Origin of the sequence: Rheinheimera sp. (assembly GCF_030690345.1) — a bacterium.
In the GTDB taxonomy this organism is placed as follows: Bacteria; Pseudomonadota; Gammaproteobacteria; order Enterobacterales; family Alteromonadaceae; genus Alishewanella.
This window is the reverse complement of record NZ_JAUYGV010000008.1, coordinates 307,192-322,437: the sequence shown is the minus strand read 5'-3', so window position 1 is coordinate 322,437 and position 15,246 is coordinate 307,192. Positions and strand designations below refer to the sequence as shown.

The 15,246-nt window shown below is 49.9% G+C and carries 18 protein-coding genes; 12 read left to right on the top strand and 6 right to left on the bottom strand.

Annotation, left to right across the window (positions count from 1 at the left end; all coding sequences use genetic code 11):
* The first annotated feature begins 9 nt into the window (after positions 1-9).
* The 11 genes from Q8O77_RS16435 to alr all read left to right on the top strand — a co-directional run bounded on the left by Q8O77_RS16435 (position 10) and on the right by alr (position 11,224).
* Positions 10-1,305: an adenylosuccinate synthase gene (locus Q8O77_RS16435; RefSeq protein ID WP_305555720.1), complete on the top strand. Its 1,296-nt coding sequence runs from the start codon at positions 10-12 to the stop codon at positions 1,303-1,305.
* A 95-nt stretch (positions 1,306-1,400) separates the two neighbouring features.
* Positions 1,401-2,711 (top strand): S41 family peptidase, encoded by a 1,311-nt coding sequence (locus Q8O77_RS16430; RefSeq protein ID WP_305555717.1) that lies wholly within the window; start codon positions 1,401-1,403, stop codon positions 2,709-2,711.
* A gap of 73 nt (positions 2,712-2,784) precedes the next feature.
* On the top strand, positions 2,785-3,408 hold the full coding sequence (locus Q8O77_RS16425) for a tetratricopeptide repeat protein (RefSeq protein WP_305555714.1): 624 nt from the start codon (positions 2,785-2,787) through the stop codon (positions 3,406-3,408).
* A 66-nt stretch (positions 3,409-3,474) separates the two neighbouring features.
* Positions 3,475-5,817, top strand: a complete 2,343-nt coding sequence (gene rnr / locus Q8O77_RS16420) for a ribonuclease R (RefSeq protein WP_305555711.1) — start codon at positions 3,475-3,477, stop codon at positions 5,815-5,817.
* A 178-nt stretch (positions 5,818-5,995) separates the two neighbouring features.
* Positions 5,996-6,727, top strand: coding sequence for a 23S rRNA (guanosine(2251)-2'-O)-methyltransferase RlmB (rlmB, locus tag Q8O77_RS16415; RefSeq protein WP_305555708.1), 732 nt, complete (start codon positions 5,996-5,998; stop codon positions 6,725-6,727).
* A gap of 454 nt (positions 6,728-7,181) precedes the next feature.
* The gene (gene rpsF / locus Q8O77_RS16410) at positions 7,182-7,559 is read left to right on the top strand and encodes a 30S ribosomal protein S6 (protein WP_205311382.1); all 378 of its coding nucleotides are present in this window, start codon (positions 7,182-7,184) and stop codon (positions 7,557-7,559) included.
* A gap of 10 nt (positions 7,560-7,569) precedes the next feature.
* Entirely contained in the window at positions 7,570-7,875 is a 306-nt protein-coding gene (gene priB, locus Q8O77_RS16405; RefSeq protein WP_173502543.1) for a primosomal replication protein N, read from the top strand.
* Between the two features lie 11 nt (positions 7,876-7,886).
* Positions 7,887-8,114: a 30S ribosomal protein S18 gene (rpsR, locus tag Q8O77_RS16400; protein WP_008218940.1), complete on the top strand. Its 228-nt coding sequence runs from the start codon at positions 7,887-7,889 to the stop codon at positions 8,112-8,114.
* Between the two features lie 19 nt (positions 8,115-8,133).
* Positions 8,134-8,586 carry a 50S ribosomal protein L9 gene (gene rplI / locus Q8O77_RS16395; RefSeq protein WP_305555686.1) on the top strand — a complete coding sequence of 151 codons (453 nt, stop codon included), beginning with the start codon at positions 8,134-8,136 and terminating at the stop codon, positions 8,584-8,586.
* Positions 8,587-8,753: 167 nt separating this feature from the next.
* Positions 8,754-10,136: a replicative DNA helicase gene (dnaB, locus tag Q8O77_RS16390; protein WP_305555683.1), complete on the top strand. Its 1,383-nt coding sequence runs from the start codon at positions 8,754-8,756 to the stop codon at positions 10,134-10,136.
* A complete protein-coding gene (gene alr / locus Q8O77_RS16385; RefSeq protein WP_305555680.1) occupies positions 10,136-11,224 on the top strand; it encodes an alanine racemase in 1,089 nt (362 codons plus the stop codon). Before dnaB ends, alr begins: the two co-directional genes overlap by 1 nt.
* 45 nt (positions 11,225-11,269) lie before the next feature.
* Here the strand turns inward: alr and Q8O77_RS16380 are convergent, their stop codons facing one another.
* The 4 genes from Q8O77_RS16380 to Q8O77_RS16365 all read right to left on the bottom strand — a co-directional run bounded on the left by Q8O77_RS16380 (position 11,270) and on the right by Q8O77_RS16365 (position 12,808).
* A complete protein-coding gene (locus tag Q8O77_RS16380; protein ID WP_305555677.1) occupies positions 11,270-11,734 on the bottom strand; it encodes a chemotaxis protein CheX in 465 nt (154 codons plus the stop codon).
* A 100-nt stretch (positions 11,735-11,834) separates the two neighbouring features.
* On the bottom strand, positions 11,835-12,275 hold the full coding sequence (locus Q8O77_RS16375) for a transcriptional repressor (protein WP_305555674.1): 441 nt from the start codon (positions 12,273-12,275) through the stop codon (positions 11,835-11,837).
* Positions 12,276-12,360: 85 nt separating this feature from the next.
* Positions 12,361-12,573, bottom strand: a complete 213-nt coding sequence (locus Q8O77_RS16370) for a hypothetical protein (protein WP_305555671.1) — start codon at positions 12,571-12,573, stop codon at positions 12,361-12,363.
* Between the two features lie 16 nt (positions 12,574-12,589).
* Positions 12,590-12,808 (bottom strand): hypothetical protein, encoded by a 219-nt coding sequence (locus Q8O77_RS16365; protein ID WP_305555668.1) that lies wholly within the window; start codon positions 12,806-12,808, stop codon positions 12,590-12,592.
* Positions 12,809-12,997: 189 nt separating this feature from the next.
* On the opposite strand from Q8O77_RS16365, the gene tadA reads away from it, so the two are divergent.
* The gene (tadA, locus tag Q8O77_RS16360; protein WP_305555665.1) at positions 12,998-13,483 is read left to right on the top strand and encodes a tRNA adenosine(34) deaminase TadA; all 486 of its coding nucleotides are present in this window, start codon (positions 12,998-13,000) and stop codon (positions 13,481-13,483) included.
* On the opposite strand, the gene Q8O77_RS16355 is transcribed toward tadA, so the two are convergent.
* Together Q8O77_RS16355 and mltF are read right to left on the bottom strand one after the other, a co-directional pair.
* Complete coding sequence (locus tag Q8O77_RS16355) at positions 13,458-13,619, bottom strand: hypothetical protein (protein ID WP_305555662.1); 162 nt, start codon at positions 13,617-13,619, stop codon at positions 13,458-13,460. The genes tadA and Q8O77_RS16355 overlap by 26 nt on opposite strands.
* Positions 13,620-13,673: 54 nt before the next feature.
* A complete protein-coding gene (gene mltF / locus Q8O77_RS16350; RefSeq protein WP_305555659.1) occupies positions 13,674-15,116 on the bottom strand; it encodes a membrane-bound lytic murein transglycosylase MltF in 1,443 nt (480 codons plus the stop codon).
* Positions 15,117-15,246 lie beyond the last annotated feature (130 nt).

Below are 15,246 nucleotides of genomic sequence, written 5' to 3'. Positions count from 1 at the left end.
GTAGGAACCATGGCCAAGAACGTAGTAGTGCTCGGCACCCAATGGGGTGACGAAGGTAAAGGTAAAATCGTCGATTTATTAACAGATAAAGCCAGCTATGTGGTGCGCTATCAGGGCGGACACAATGCAGGCCATACTTTGGTTATTGACGGTGAAAAAACCGTATTACATTTAATTCCGTCAGGTATTTTACGTGCAAACGTTAAATGCGTAATCGGCAATGGTGTAGTGTTATCTCCTGAAGCGTTCTTAAAGGAAATGACCATGCTGGAGCAGCGTGGCGTGCCGGTAAAAGAGCGTTTACTGCTAAGTGAAGCTTGTCCATTAATCCTGCCGTTTCACGTTGAGCTGGATAAAGCGCGTGAACTGGCGCGTGGCGACAAGCCGATTGGCACCACCGGCCGTGGTATCGGCCCTGCTTATGAAGATAAAGTGGCCCGTCGTGGTTTACGTGTCGGCGATTTGTTTAACCCGGAATTGTTTGCTGAGAAGCTGAAAACAGTGATGGAGTTACATAACTTTACGCTGACACAGTATTACAAAGTACCTGCGGTGGATTATCAAACTACACTGGATAACGCCCTGGCTATTGCGAAAATATTAAAGCCGTTAGTCGTCGACGTTACCGATTTGCTGGATCGCGCCCGCAAAGCCGGTCAGGAAATTATGTTTGAAGGTGCCCAAGGCACCTTGCTGGATATCGACCACGGTACTTACCCTTATGTTACGTCGTCCAACACCACTGCAGGCGGTGTAGCCACCGGTACCGGTTTTGGTCCGCGTTACCTGGACTACGTGCTGGGTATCGTCAAAGCCTACACTACCCGTGTTGGTTCTGGCCCGTTTCCGACCGAGCTGGATTGTGCTGTTGGCGAACACTTAGGTGTTAAAGGCCACGAATTTGGTGCTACTACCGGTCGTAAGCGTCGCTGTGGTTGGTTCGATGCCGTGGCGGTTAAACGTGCGGTACAGTTAAACAGTATTTCCGGATTTTGTTTAACCAAGCTGGATGTATTAGATGGCTTGGATAAAGTAAAAATTTGCACCGGTTATAAAGATGCCGCCGGCAATATTTCCGATATTCCACCCATGGCAGCTGAAGGCTATGAGTTAGTTACGCCGATATATGAAGAAATGCCTGGCTGGCAGCAAAGCACCTTCGGTGTGCAACAGTTAGATAAACTGCCACAAGCGGCACGTGACTATATCAGCCGTTTAGAGCAGTTGACCGGTGTGCCGATTGATATTGTTTCTACCGGACCGGATCGCGTACAAACCATCGTATTACGTCATCCGTTTGCCTGATGCTAACGTAAAGCAATAACACGATAAAAAACGCTGCCATCAGGCAGCGTTTTTGTTTTATGCTGGTCAAAACAGCAGCAGATGGAGTTATGGCTATGCGTACACTGATTTTGATTACCGCGTTATTTACCCTGAGTGCCTGTGGCGGCAGTAGCAGCGACGATGATACAGCAACAGCTGCGTGCCAGCGTACGGACATTAACTCTCAGGTATTTTGCGCACTGCAGCAGGATTATCTGTGGTATCGCGATTTACCGGAAGATATTGATCCGGGCGCTTATGCCTCGCCGTCAGCCATGCTGGATGCTGTTGCCGCGCCGCAGGACCGCTACAGCTATATCACGACACGGCAGGAATATGAAGACCGTTTTATTAATGCGACTTTTTTTGGTTACGGCTTCTCTTCTGTCCGGGCGGATAATAATACAGCGTTGCACATAGCTTATGTCTATGACGATGGCTCTGCTGCACAAAACGGGTTGCGCCGCGGTGACAAGATCACTGAGATTGAAGGCGTTAGCGTAGCGCAGTGGCTAAGCCGGCTTGATGCCGGTACTGCCACTAATGATGATGTGTACGGCCCGAATGAAGCCGGTGTTATGCGTAACTTTGTCTGGCAAAAGCCAGATAATACTGAACTGTCTGCAGACTTTATTAAAACAGATGTTACTACCAATACGGTTTTACACCGCTCGGTCAGTACTCAGGGCGATAGGCGCGTCGGTTATCTGGTGTTTAACAGTTTTATCGAATTGTCTGAAACTGAGCTGGAGCAAGCATTTGCGTTTTTTGTAGCAGAGGGCGTCGATGCGCTGGTGCTGGACTTACGCTACAACGGTGGTGGCTTAATTCGGGTGGCTAATCAGCTGAGCACGCAAGTCGCTCTTAACAACGTATTGGGCGAAGTGTTTGTTAAGTATCAATATAATGATAAAAACAGCGGCAAAAATAATACTACCTTGTTTGCAAGGGGGGCAGGTAGCAGTGCACTGGATTTGGATCAGGTGTTTGTGCTGACCACAGCAAGCAGTTGCTCCTCCAGCGAGTTGGTAATTAACTCTCTGACACCTTTTGTCGATGTGGTACAAATCGGTGAGACCACCTGTGGTAAACCTGTAGGTCAACAACCTGATATTATTGGTGATTATGTGTTGTTTGCCATTAATTTTCAGACTGTTAATGCATTGGGCCAGGGGGAGTACTTTGATGGTTTGATACCGAATTGTCCGGTAGATGATGCCATTGCCGGCGATTGGGGTGTCGCAGGGGATGCGTTATATGCTGAAGCGGTAAGCTATATTGCCAATGGTAGCTGCAGTGATGTTGCAGTGAGTGCTGCTACGACGCAGGCAAAAGCCGTTAAACCGCGCTTGGCAGCGCCATGGGTTTTAAACAACGAGCAATAACAGGCGCGAAACTTGCTTTAAAAAAGCCGGTAGCGGCCGATAAGGCTAAAGTGACAATTTACAGGCGCATAAGATGAGTAAAAAATATTGGATCATAGCGGCATGGTTATTATTGCCGGCGACCGCACAGGTACAGGCGCAGGAACTGGAAGCGGTGCAACTGTATAGCCAGGATGAGCTGCTGGCTTTGATCCAAACCAATAGTCATCTTAAACGGGTGCGTGATGATGATTGTCAGCTGGTGCGGGATATTGACGCCCGTGCCGACATTATGCAGCTGCCGGCTTATCAGTTTTTATATGGTGATATGCTGGCGTATGCAGTCTGTGTGCCACGCAACGTAGAGCGTGGCTGGGACTTAATGCTACAAGCCGCAGCCCAAGGCTTGCCGGAAGGTTTGGAGCAAGTAGGCCGTTATTATCATATTGGCCGCTTTGTGCAGCCGGATGTAGATAAAGCCATCGTGTATCTGCGTGAGGCCTCGGCGCTGGGTAATTTAAAAGCCCAATTGCGCTTAGCGCAGATATTGGTTGATGGCCATGGCAGCCCGGTCGATTTTGAACAAAGCTACCGCTGGTTGCACCATGCTATTACCGCCGATGGCGCTAGACACAAACAAATACAGCACCTGCTTAGCCAGTTAGCGCAGAAGATGCCACCACGGGTGGTAGCAAACGCTAAACGGCCGTTAAAATGAAGTTCATACTCATCAGGCAGTTTAGCTGTTACACTTAACACAATTTAGGCAACAAAAGATAACTTAATGACGGTAAATGATCCGCATCTTGCGCGTGAGCAGGAAAAATACGACAACCCCATCCCCAGCCGTGAATTTATTCTCGAGCATATCGAAAAACGCCAGAGCCCCGCTTATTTTGAAGAATTAGTTGAAGAGCTGGGCTTAACCGATGACGATGCTATTTTCGCGCTGAAAAAACGTCTGCGCGCCATGGAGCGTGACGGTCAGTTAATTTATACCAAAAACCGCCGCTATGGCCTGGTCGATAATATGGATCTGGTCAAAGGCACGGTATTGGGCCACCGCGAAGGTTTCGGTTTTTTGAAGCTGGAGCAGGGTGGGCCGGACTGGTTTATCCCCAATTTTGAAATGCAGCGCTTACTGCACGGCGATATTGTGCTGGCGACAGCGCAAAGCGTAAACAGCAAAGATAAAATTGAAGCCCGCGTAGTGCGGGTATTAGAGCCACGCAGTGAGCCGATAGTTGGTCGCTATTACAAAGATTTCGCTTTGGGCGTAGTGGTGCCGGATGACCCGCGCATTACCCAGGATATTGTTATCCCTGACGGTGAACAGGGCGAAGCCCGGCACGGCCAGGTGGTGTTGGTAGAGATCACCCAGCGGCCATCCAAGCGTGTTAACGGCATTGGCAAAGTCACCGAAGTATTGGGCGAGCACATGGCGCCCGGCATGGAAATTGAAATTGCCATTCGCAACCATCAAATTCCGCATGTGTTTTCTGATGCAGTATTAAAACAAGTGGCCAAATACGGCGAAGAAGTGCCGGCAGAGGCCAAACAAGGCCGCGTTGATTTAACCCAATTGGGTTTAATTACCATTGATGGTGAGGACGCGCGCGATTTTGACGATGCCGTTTACGCCGAAGCCAAAGACAACGGCGGCTGGCGCTTATGGGTCGCTATAGCCGATGTCAGCGCTTACGTGCTGCCTTATACGGTGCTGGATAATACTGCTATTGAACGCGGCAATTCGGTGTATTTCCCCGACCACGTAGTACCGATGCTGCCGGAAGCGCTATCGAACGGCCTGTGCTCACTTAACCCGCATGTTGACCGCTTATGTTTAGTCGCCGATATGCATATCAGCGCCAGCGGCAAACTCGACAGCTATCAATTTTATGAAGCGGTAATGCACTCCAGTGCGCGCTTAACCTATAACAAGGTGCATAAAATATTGCAGGGCGACCCTGAGCTGCGGGCGCAATACGCGGCTAACCTGACTAATATTGAAACGCTGAACAGCCTGTATAAAAAGCTGGCCAAAGTACGCGGCCAACGCGGCGCTATTGAGTTTGAAACCGTAGAAACCCGCTTTGTATTTAACAGCCACCGTAAAATTGAGCAGATTGTACCGGTGCACCGTGTAGAGTCGCATAAGATCATTGAAGAGTGCATGATCATGGCCAATGTGGCCGCCGCACGCTTTATTGAAAAGCACGAAGCCCATACGCTTTTCCGTGTGCACGAACGGCCGGATGCCGACCGTTTCGACAACTTCCGCCGCTTTTTAGCTGAGCTGGGCATAGAAGCGAACTTATCGGCTGAGCCAACCCCGTTGGAGCTCACGCAAACGCTGGAAAAAATCGGTGACCGGCCGGATCGTGAACTGATAGAAACCACCATGCTGCGCTCGATGAAGCAAGCGGTGTATCAGGGCGATAATCAGGGCCACTTTGGCTTGGCGCTGGAAGCTTACGCTCACTTTACCTCACCCATCCGCCGTTACCCGGATTTAGTGCTGCACCGTGGTATTAAAGCTTTACTGGCGAAACAAGGCCAGAAAGTGACGGGCGCGCGCGAATATTCTGAAGCCGAAATTACCCCGCTGGGCGAGCAGTGCTCGATGACAGAGCGCCGAGCTGATGATGCCACCCGCGAAGTAGCCGATTGGCTTAAATGCGAATATATGCAGGATCACTTGGGCGCAGAGTTTGACGGCGTAGTAGCTACCGTTACCAGCTTTGGCCTGTTTGTGCGTTTAACTGAGCTGTATATCGAAGGTTTGGTGCATGTTACCTCGTTGCAAAACGACTACTACCACTTTGATGCCGAGCGCCATACGTTAAGTGGTGAGCATGGCAAAGTAACTTATCGCATGGGCGATTTACTAAAAGTGAAGGTGGCTGCGGTTAACTTAGAAGCGCGTAAAATTGATTTAGTGTTAGTAGGCGAGCCAAAACGCATCGTCAGTAAAGAGCAAATCAAGGCGTCAAAGCAAGGTGCAGCTAAAGGCGGTAAACGCGCTACCGGTAAAGCCGCAGCTGCACCGACCAAAGGTGGCGAAGCTAAGCCTAAAGGCGCGCGCAATATTACCGCACGCAAAAAGCCACGGCGTAAGGCTAAGTAGATAGCTTTGCCTACATGAGAATCGGCTTGCCCTAAGCCAACCGTTGAAGGCATGGATGCCTGAGTCGAGCCTATAGGGACATATTCACGGCGTGTTGGCGTGGGCAAACCGGTTCGTTAATACAATAAATTCAGGTAAACTGCCGGCCTTTTTTAAGCGTCGGCATTAAGGGTTAACAATGAGCGCAGATCTGGTATTTGGTATTCATGCGGTAGGAGCATTATTACAACGCGCACCGCAAGATGTGCTGGAGTTGTTTGTGATGAAAGATCGCGACGACAAGCGCATGCAGCCGCTTATTCAGGACGCGCGGCAAAACGGCATCTCGGTGCAGTTTTGTAACCGCAAAACCTTGGATGATATGGTCGGCGGCCAGCATCAGGGCATTATTGCTAAAGCCCGCTTACAAAGCAGTGGTAGCGAAGCTGATTTAGCTGCCATTGTTGCGCAGCATGAAAAACCCTTTATTCTGATCCTTGATGGCGTAACCGACCCGCATAACCTGGGCGCCATTTTGCGTAGTGCCGATGCGGCCGGTGTGCATGCAGTGGTATCGCCAAAAGACCGTTCAGTAAAGCTGACGTCCGTGGTGCGTAAAGTCGCCTGTGGCGCCGCAGAGAGCGTGCCTTTTATTACCATAACCAACTTAGCCCGTACCTTGCGCGAACTGCAGGATGCCGGGGTTTGGGTAGTCGGCACCGCCGGTGAAACCGATACCAGTATTTACCAAGCCGATTTCAAAGGCCCGCTGGCGCTGGTATTGGGTGCTGAAGGTGAAGGCCTGCGCCGCTTAACCCGCGAAACCTGCGATAGCCTGGTAAAAATTCCGATGTTTGGCAGCGTGTCCAGCCTTAACGTATCGGTTGCCGCCGGTATCTGTTTATTCGAAGCCGTGCGCCAGCGCCAGTAAACTCCGTGCCCGATTGCTTTTGGGCGATAGCAAAGGTTAGGTGTTTCGATTGCGCAGCCACAGAGTGTCTGAGTGAGCGCGCAAGCAGCGAACGAGTTGCTGTGGCGAGCACAGCGAAATAGCTAGCCTTGCTTTGAAGTTGCCGGTAAAAGTGAGTGCTATGCTCGCCACAACGGCACTTCGGGCAATCCTGCCCTCAGTGAGGCGGCTCAGCTACGCTTACCAAATTCGTTCCCGACGAATTTGCCCGCCGCCTTCGCTTACGCGAAATGGGTTTGTGGCTGTGCTATCACTCACTTTTACCTGCTTAATCTTTCAAATTGACGGCTTTCTGCTTGTTATTTACCCGCTAACTCCGTAAAATACGCGACCTTCGGCCATACACTAACGTTCCTTGCCTCCATGAGAACCCCGGCCGAGTTCCCCCGAGGCTTACTAACCGTAAGGAGCTACAATGCGTCATTACGAAATCGTTTTTATGGTTCACCCTGATCAGAGTGAACAAGTACCTGGCATGATTGAGCGTTACACTGGCGCAATCAAAGAAGCGGGTGGTTCTATTCACCGTCTGGAAGACTGGGGTCGTCGTCAACTGGCTTACCCAATCCAGAAGTTGCATAAAGCTCACTATGTTCTGATGAACGTAGAAGCACCACAAACTGTGATTGATGAGCTGGAAACTAACTTCCGCTACAACGACGCGGTATTACGTAACCTGATTATGCGCACCGATGGTGCCGTAGTTGAGCCATCACCAATGGCTAAAGTACGTGATGAACGTCGTGAGCGTGCTCCTCGCGAACATGAAGAGCAAGTAGCAAACGAAGAGTAAGTTGTTGTTAATGGACAATAGCACCGTACTGGTTGGCAGTATCTGCCGTCAACCGGAGCACAGCGAGAGTCCTGCGGGTATACCGCATACGGTTCTGGTGTTAGAACACCGCAGTAACCAGACAGAGGCAGGTTTAAACCGCCAGGCCTATGTCAGGATCCAGGTAGTACTGACCGGAGCCGCACTAACACAACATACCCGACAGTTAACGTTGGGCAACATGGTAAAGGTGACAGGTTTTTTAAACCGCCACCAAAGCCGCAGCGGACAAGCAAAGCTGGTGCTGCATGCGCAACAAATTGAACATATAAGTTAGGAGACAGGCAAATGTCACGTTTTTTCCGTCGCCGTAAATTCTGCCGTTTTTCTGCAGAAGGCACTGTAGAGATTGATTACAAAGATACCGCTGTTCTGAAAAACTACGTTACAGAAAGCGGCAAGATCGTACCTAGCCGTATTACTGGTACCAGCGCTAAGTATCAGCGCCAACTGGCTCGTGCTATCAAGCGCGCACGCTACCTGGCTCTGCTGCCTTACAGCGACTCACACAGTTAATACAGAAGGGGTATAAGCAATGCAAATTATTCTGTTAGACAAAGTCTCTAACCTTGGTGGTTTAGGTGACAATGTAACTGTTAAGTCTGGTTATGCGCGTAACTTCTTGTTCCCTCAGGGTAAAGCAGTTCCGGCTACTAAGGCTAACATCGAGAAATTCGAAGCCCGCCGCGCTGAATTAGAAGCTAAATTAGCTACTGATTTAACTGCTGCGAACGATCGTGCTGCTAAACTTGCTGCGCTGGGTGAAGTGACTATCGCTTCTAAAGCCGGTGACGAAGGCAAGCTGTTCGGTTCAGTTGGCACCCGTGATATCGCTGATGCGATCACTGAAGCCGGCGTTAAAGTATCTAAAGCAGAAGTTAAACTGCCTACCGGTACTTTACGTGAAACTGGCGAGTACGAGATCGACGTTCAGTTACACGCTGAAGTTACTGCAACTGTAAAAGTTGTAGTAATCGCAGAAGCTTAATAAGCTTTAAAGCGCACTGTATCTGCAGTGCGCTTTTTCCTCTGTTTTCCCCGTTGTTGTTTATCCCGTTCGTTTAGTTAAGCCGATAAAAATATCTGACACTTCGCTTTGTGATCTGCCTTAGGCGGGTTAGCATTATGCTGTTTTCGCCAACTGAAACAGGTGTTATGAGTAGTATCAAAGACAAACAGGTTGCCGCGGTTAAAATGCCGCCCCACTCGATAGAAGCTGAGCAGTCGGTCCTTGGCGGCTTAATGCTGGATAATGAAGCCTGGGATCGCGTGGCAGAAAAAGTCGTCGAGCAGGATTTTTACCTGCGCGCGCACCGCTTTATTTTTGCTGCTATGTCGCGTCTGGCTGAAGCTACTCAGCCGATTGATATTATTACCGTATCGGAAAATTTAGAAGCTAACCTGCAACTGGACGATGTCGGCGGTTTTGCCTATTTGGGCGAAATTGCCAAGAACACACCCAGTGCCGCTAATATTTTGGCCTACGCCGAAATTGTGCGTGAGCGCGCTGTAGTGCGCGATATGATTTCCGTGGCGCACGATATTGCCGATGCCGGTTACGACACCCAGGGCCGCAGCTCGGCCGAGCTGTTGGACTTTGCTGAAACCAAGGTATTTAAAATTGCCGAACAGCGTACCAATGCTAATGAAGGCCCTGAGCCGATTAACAGCATTTTGGCCAAAACCATTGAGAAAATTGACGAGCTGTTTCGCTCACCGTATGACGGTGTTACCGGGGTGTCTACCGGCTATGTCGATTTAGATAAAATGACTAACGGTATGCAACCGTCAGATTTGATTATTGTTGCGGCCCGGCCATCGATGGGTAAAACCACCTTCGCGATGAACCTGTGTGAGCATGCGGCTATTACCTCAGATAAACCGGTGCTTATTTTCAGCTTAGAGATGCCGTCCGAGCAAATTATGATGCGTATGCTGGCGTCCTTAGGCCGCATTGACCAAACTAAGGTACGTACCGGCCAGTTGGAAGATGAAGACTGGGCGCGGCTGTCTTCTGCCATTGAGCTTTTGAACACTAAAGGCAAAATGTATATCGATGATGGCTCGGGCTTAACACCAACCGAAGTGCGCTCACGGGCGCGCCGGGTCGCACGCGAACATGGCGGTTTAAGCATGATCATGGTCGACTACTTACAGCTGATGACCGTGCCTGGTATGAGTGAAAACCGTACCTTAGAGATTGCCGAAATTTCACGCTCGTTAAAAGCACTGGCCAAAGAGCTGAAAGTACCGGTAGTGGCGCTGTCGCAGCTTAACCGCTCATTGGAGCAACGCGCCGACAAACGCCCGGTAAACTCCGACTTACGTGAGTCCGGCTCTATCGAGCAGGATGCCGACTTAATTATGTTTATCTACCGCGACGAAGTGTACAACGATGACAGCCCGGATAAAGGCACGGCAGAAGTAATCATAGGTAAGCAGCGGAACGGCCCGATTGGTCGGGTGCGGTTAACCTTCCACGGTCGATATTCACGCTTTGATAACTACGCCGGTAGCGCCAGGTTCGAGGACGATTAATGCCCAGCCGCCGGCCTCATGCCACCATAGACTTAGCTGCGCTTGAGCATAACTTTACCCGCGTAAAGCAACTGGCGCCAAACAGCAAAATACTGGCGGTGCTAAAAGCCAATGCCTACGGCCATGGTATGTTGCCGGTAGCTCAAGCGTTAAAGCAGGCCGATGCGCTGGGCGTGGCCCGGCTGGATGAAGCCTTAGCACTGCGCGCCGGTGGTATTGCCAGGCCTATAGTGCTGTTGGAAGGTTTTTTCCATCAGGACGAACTGGCACAGGTTGTGGCGTCAAATTTACAACTGGTAATACACCATCGCGAGCAGGCTGAAGCCTTATTGGCGGCGCAGCTGGATGCGCCGGTGCGGGTGTGGTTAAAAGTCGATTCCGGCATGCATCGGCTGGGTATTTACCCACACGAATTTAATGAGTTGTATCAGCGTTTAAGCCAAAGCCGCAATGTGCAGGGGCCGCTGCGGTTAATGAGCCATTTTGCCAGCTCAGACGAGCTGGATAAGCCTGCTACTGCTAATCAGTTGGCGTTATTTCAGCAGATTACTCAGGGCAGTGCCGGTGAGCTTTCGCTGGCAAACTCCGGCGCCGTACTAAACTGGCCGCAAAGCCATGGTGATTGGGTACGGCCCGGCTTAATGCTGTATGGCGTATCGCCAATGGCAGATGCAGTTGGCAGTGCTCATGACTTAAAGCCGGTAATGACACTCAGCAGCAGTGTTATAGCGGTACGCGAGGTAAACGCCGGTGATGCAGTTGGTTACGGCGGCAGCTGGATAGCCGCGCACGATAGCCGCTTAGCGGTAGTGGCAATGGGCTATGGTGATGGTTACCCGCGCGCCGCCGGTAATAATGCCGCGGTACTGATTAACGGCAAGCGCTTGCCCATCGTTGGCCGGGTGTCGATGGATATGATTACCGTTGATATCGGCAACGAAGCGGTAGCCGTGGGCGACAACGTTATCCTGTGGGGCAGCGATTTACCGGTAGAGCAACTGGCGCGCTGTGTGGATACCATCGCCTATGAGCTGCTATGCAATATCACCAGTCGCGTACAATTTAGTTATATTAATCCATCACACTAAACAAAAACGCCGGCAGCTGCCGGCGTTTTGTTGCAAAAGTCGCGGTTATTTATCAAAGCTGACTTCGATATGCACTTTGCCAAATTCGGAGTCGAACGGCATTAAAATTTTCGCGCCTTCGGACTTATGCGAAATGGTATGGTTTTTACCGGACACCACTACCGGTGTAGCCATGGTGAAGTCGTAACCTTTTTCACCCAGCACACGCTTGGCGCCGCCGGTAACCATATTGGTAATTTCACCCACCATATCGGTAACATCTGCAGTAATGCCTTTTGGCCGCTCGCCTAACATGCGAAACATAATTTCTACCGCTAAAGATTCTTCAAAGGTAATCGAAAAAGAGCCTTTGGTTTGCGGGCTTACCATGCCTATTAAGCCGGACACGTCGCCGCGGGCCACTTCGTCTTTTTTAATTCTGGGTTGCCCCGGAACTATGGTGGTATTGGCCATGGTGCTGAGCACATTTACTAACGAAGATAAAAACGGGTTTATAAATTCAACATTCATGTCAATGCCTATCAAAGAAAACGGGACATAGGATAAAGCTTGCTTAAGATTAGGAATCTTTTACCAAATGCACAAGCCATGGCTTTGTTTTTGGTATGTTTTATTCTGTTACTTTACAGTCGGCACAAATGCCGTGTGCTTCAATGGTTTGATGCTTAATGACAAAACCATGGCTTACTGCCTGACGGTTAAATTCGTCTTGTAACAAACTTGAGTGTAACTCGGTTACGTTACCACATTGGTCACAGATCAACAGCTGCGCCGGATGATGCTGGCCAAAATGATGACAGAGTAAAAATGCATTGCTCGACTCTATTTTATGAATAAAGCCTTGCTCAGTGAGGAACTCCAGCGCGCGGTACACGGTGGCAGGCTTGGCGCCCGGTTCAGTTTGTTTTAACTGCTCCAGCAATTCATAAGCGCCGATACCACCATTAAGATTGGCCAGCAGGCGAAACACTTTTTCGCGTATTGATGTAAAACGGGCGCCGTTATTTTCACAAATAACGCGGGCGCGGTTAACCAGAGTTTCCGTCGACATTGTCAGCTCCTGTCAAGCAGTTACCGGCAGTGTACCATATCAGTGCCTAACTGCCACGCTGTCGACCATGCAAAAACAACTGTGATTATAAGCGGTTGATCTGATCTTTAAGTTGATATGACTTGTCGGTAACAATGCTTTCCAGTGTGGCAATGCGCTGTTTAAGCTTTTCCTGCTCAGCTTTAAGTTCATCCAGTTCTGCGCTACCGGCTTTGCCCTTATTATCGTGATATACCTTAAAGGCAGATAATCCAATGCCGCCAATAATGGCCAGTGCTGCTATTTCAAAAGGTCCCATTGTGCTTTGCTCTCCGCTACAGCTGGTTAATTTGTTGTTTTAATTGGTAAGGTTTATCGGTAACTATACTTTCCAGCGCGGCTATGCGCTGCTTTAATTCGGCTATTTCCTGCTCCAGTTTATCCACGCCTTTACCGGACGCCAGTTGCTGGTATTTATAACGCATTTTTAGTGCGTCGTAGCCAATGCCGCCAATAATAGCCACCACAACAATAATAACTACACCTATATCCATAATTTATCTCCTTTAGTTAGGCAGGCATAACAAGCAAGGCCAATGCCAATTAATTAATAGTGATATTAATCAATCTATTAAATCTATACCGTTTGCTTTGTTTGCGGCGCATAAACAAAAGTTTAGCTAAATTCACCAAAATATAGTGGTAAACTCAGCCTGGGATCCAGCAATTAATTGTAAGCCATTATGACAGATGAAGATTGGATGCAACATGCTATTGCGCTGGCCGCTAAAGCCGAACTGCAGGGCGAAGTGCCGGTGGGCGCGGTGTTGGTAAAAGATAAAGTGCTGCTGGGGGAGGGTTGGAATCAGATGATTAGCCTGAATGACCCCTCAGCTCATGCTGAAATGCAGGCTATAAGGGCTGCAGCAGCCAAAATAGGCAACTACCGTCTGCCGGATTGTACCTTGTACGTGACACTGGAACCTTGCAGTATGTGCGCCGGTTTAATGGTGCACAGCCGGATTAAGCGTCTGGTATTTGGCGCCACTGATTTGAAAACCGGTGCCGCAGGCTCAGTGCTGAACGTGGTGCAGCAGGTACAGTTTAATCATCAGTTGGAGGTGGTATCCGGCGTGTTAGCCGCCGAATGTGCCACGCAGTTATCTGCGTTTTTTAAGCGGCGACGGCAGGAACAAAAGGCGGCTAAACAGCTTCGTCTGTCTGATTAAAAAAGCTCAGATAATGGCGCCGACGCTGATGCAGTTTGGTTACAGCGATATTACGTTTAATACGGCGCCGGCTTGCGGCAACATCTACCAGACGACGACGCAGGCTGCTGAGCCGCGGTTTTTTACGTTTTAACATAGTATCTCTTTCCCGCTGAATATGGCTTTACTATGGGCCTGGCACTGCAAACTTTCAAGAACCCGGCGGTGTGTCTGTCGGCGTAGCCGGCGGCAATATTTCTGTACTAAGTTGGTCTGACAATCGCTGTTTTTGCAGCTCCAGGCGTTGCTCTGCTTGTTGCCGCTCGTCTACCCACAGCAGGGTGTCATAGTAACGCCGGATATTTTCGACATAAGTAACCGCTTCATCGCCACGGGCATAGCCGTACTTGGTGGTTTGGTACACGCTTTTTTGCCGTAATAACGGCAGGTGCTGTTTAACGTCGAGCCATTTATCCGGGTCGGCCCCCCGTTGCTGCGTAAGAATGCGCGCATCTTCAACATGACCCCAGCCTACATTATAGGCAGCCAGGGCAAACCAAAGCCGGTCAGGCATGGCAATCCGCTCCGGTATGCGGGTGACTAACTGATGCAGGTAGCGGCTGCCCCCACGAATACTTTGTTCCGGGTCCAGCCGGCTGGCAACGCCCATCTGTTGCGCTGTGGGCAGGGTAAGCATCATCAGGCCGCGTACGCCGGTAGGGCTTTTAGCTTTAGGATCCCAGTGTGATTCCTGATAACTCAGAGCTGCCAGCAAGCGCCAGTCCAGTTCGCCGGCGTATTGTAAAAACCAGGCTTTTAAATCCGGCAAACTGGTTTCTATCGCATCGATATAAGCCAGGGTATCAACATAGTCAAACTGTTGCACGTGGCCAAAATAGCGATCTTCCAATGCGATGAGTTCACCGCTTTGGTACATGGCGCCGAAGAATTCGATCAGTACAGCATAGAGTGAGTCATCGCTGTTATCGGCCAGTAGCCAGCTTACCGGCAGATTATCCCTGACGGTAAAGGCAATACTCAGATTGGGGTAAAAACGCCGGTTTAATGCTAACTGATTTGAATCCGTTATGGTGTAAGCGATATTGCCGTCAATGACTTGCTGCAAAATTTCGTCGGAGTCTAATGTCGGGTGTTGTTGCCAGTTCAGGTCGGGATGGTCAAGGCTAAGCTGCTGCAGGGTTTCGGCATGGCTGCTGTCTTTTACCACTATGATACTGTCAGTGACGTCTTTAAGTGTGCGGGGCCAGGTATTGCCTTGTTTAAATACTAATACTTCGTTAATCCAGCGATAAGCCGGCGAGGCGCGATACAGGCCGCGGCGCTGTCCGGTTAGGGTTAAACCACCTGCAATATAATCCACCTGGCCGTTTTGCAGTTTTTGCAGCAGTTCATCCAGGTGATAACTGGGAAAAAGCGCTAATTCAACGCCCAGCTTATCTGCCAGTGCCTGGCTCAGTTCTAATTCAAAACCGGTAGGACCATCTGTGCCGATATAATAGCTGGTGGGGCCGTGCAATATGCCAACCTTTATCTTATCACTTTGATATATATCATAAAGCTGGCTTTGTGTTGGCTCGGGGGTACAAGCTGCGAGGCAGAGCAACAACACTAACCAGCCCAAACTTTTCTGCATTCGCATCCACCTGTTACTGCTTAATCTGCGCTGTTATAGCAAACTTCTGTCGCTACGTCAGTGTTTACTCATACCACTTGGGCAGAAATTTCTTTATAATGGCGCGCCTGTTTCAGGTTCCATCGTCGTT

Coding starts and splice junctions, on each gene's coding strand:
- Q8O77_RS16430 (WP_305555717.1), top strand. CDS start 1,401: ATGCGTACACTGATTTTGATTACCGCGTTATTTACCCTGAGTGCCTGT.
- Q8O77_RS16370 (WP_305555671.1), bottom strand. CDS start 12,573: ATGGGACCTTTTGAAATAGCAGCACTGGCCATTATTGGCGGCATTGGA.
- tadA (WP_305555665.1), top strand. CDS start 12,998: ATGACAGATGAAGATTGGATGCAACATGCTATTGCGCTGGCCGCTAAA.
- Q8O77_RS16425 (WP_305555714.1), top strand. CDS start 2,785: ATGAGTAAAAAATATTGGATCATAGCGGCATGGTTATTATTGCCGGCG.
- rplI (WP_305555686.1), top strand. CDS start 8,134: ATGCAAATTATTCTGTTAGACAAAGTCTCTAACCTTGGTGGTTTAGGT.
- Q8O77_RS16435 (WP_305555720.1), top strand. CDS start 10: ATGGCCAAGAACGTAGTAGTGCTCGGCACCCAATGGGGTGACGAAGGT.
- rnr (WP_305555711.1), top strand. CDS start 3,475: ATGACGGTAAATGATCCGCATCTTGCGCGTGAGCAGGAAAAATACGAC.
- rpsR (WP_008218940.1), top strand. CDS start 7,887: ATGTCACGTTTTTTCCGTCGCCGTAAATTCTGCCGTTTTTCTGCAGAA.
- Q8O77_RS16365 (WP_305555668.1), bottom strand. CDS start 12,808: ATGGATATAGGTGTAGTTATTATTGTTGTGGTGGCTATTATTGGCGGC.
- mltF (WP_305555659.1), bottom strand. CDS start 15,116: ATGCAGAAAAGTTTGGGCTGGTTAGTGTTGTTGCTCTGCCTCGCAGCT.
- Q8O77_RS16380 (WP_305555677.1), bottom strand. CDS start 11,734: ATGAATGTTGAATTTATAAACCCGTTTTTATCTTCGTTAGTAAATGTG.
- alr (WP_305555680.1), top strand. CDS start 10,136: ATGCCCAGCCGCCGGCCTCATGCCACCATAGACTTAGCTGCGCTTGAG.
- rlmB (WP_305555708.1), top strand. CDS start 5,996: ATGAGCGCAGATCTGGTATTTGGTATTCATGCGGTAGGAGCATTATTA.
- dnaB (WP_305555683.1), top strand. CDS start 8,754: ATGAGTAGTATCAAAGACAAACAGGTTGCCGCGGTTAAAATGCCGCCC.
- priB (WP_173502543.1), top strand. CDS start 7,570: ATGGACAATAGCACCGTACTGGTTGGCAGTATCTGCCGTCAACCGGAG.
- Q8O77_RS16355 (WP_305555662.1), bottom strand. CDS start 13,619: ATGTTAAAACGTAAAAAACCGCGGCTCAGCAGCCTGCGTCGTCGTCTG.
- Q8O77_RS16375 (WP_305555674.1), bottom strand. CDS start 12,275: ATGTCGACGGAAACTCTGGTTAACCGCGCCCGCGTTATTTGTGAAAAT.
- rpsF (WP_205311382.1), top strand. CDS start 7,182: ATGCGTCATTACGAAATCGTTTTTATGGTTCACCCTGATCAGAGTGAA.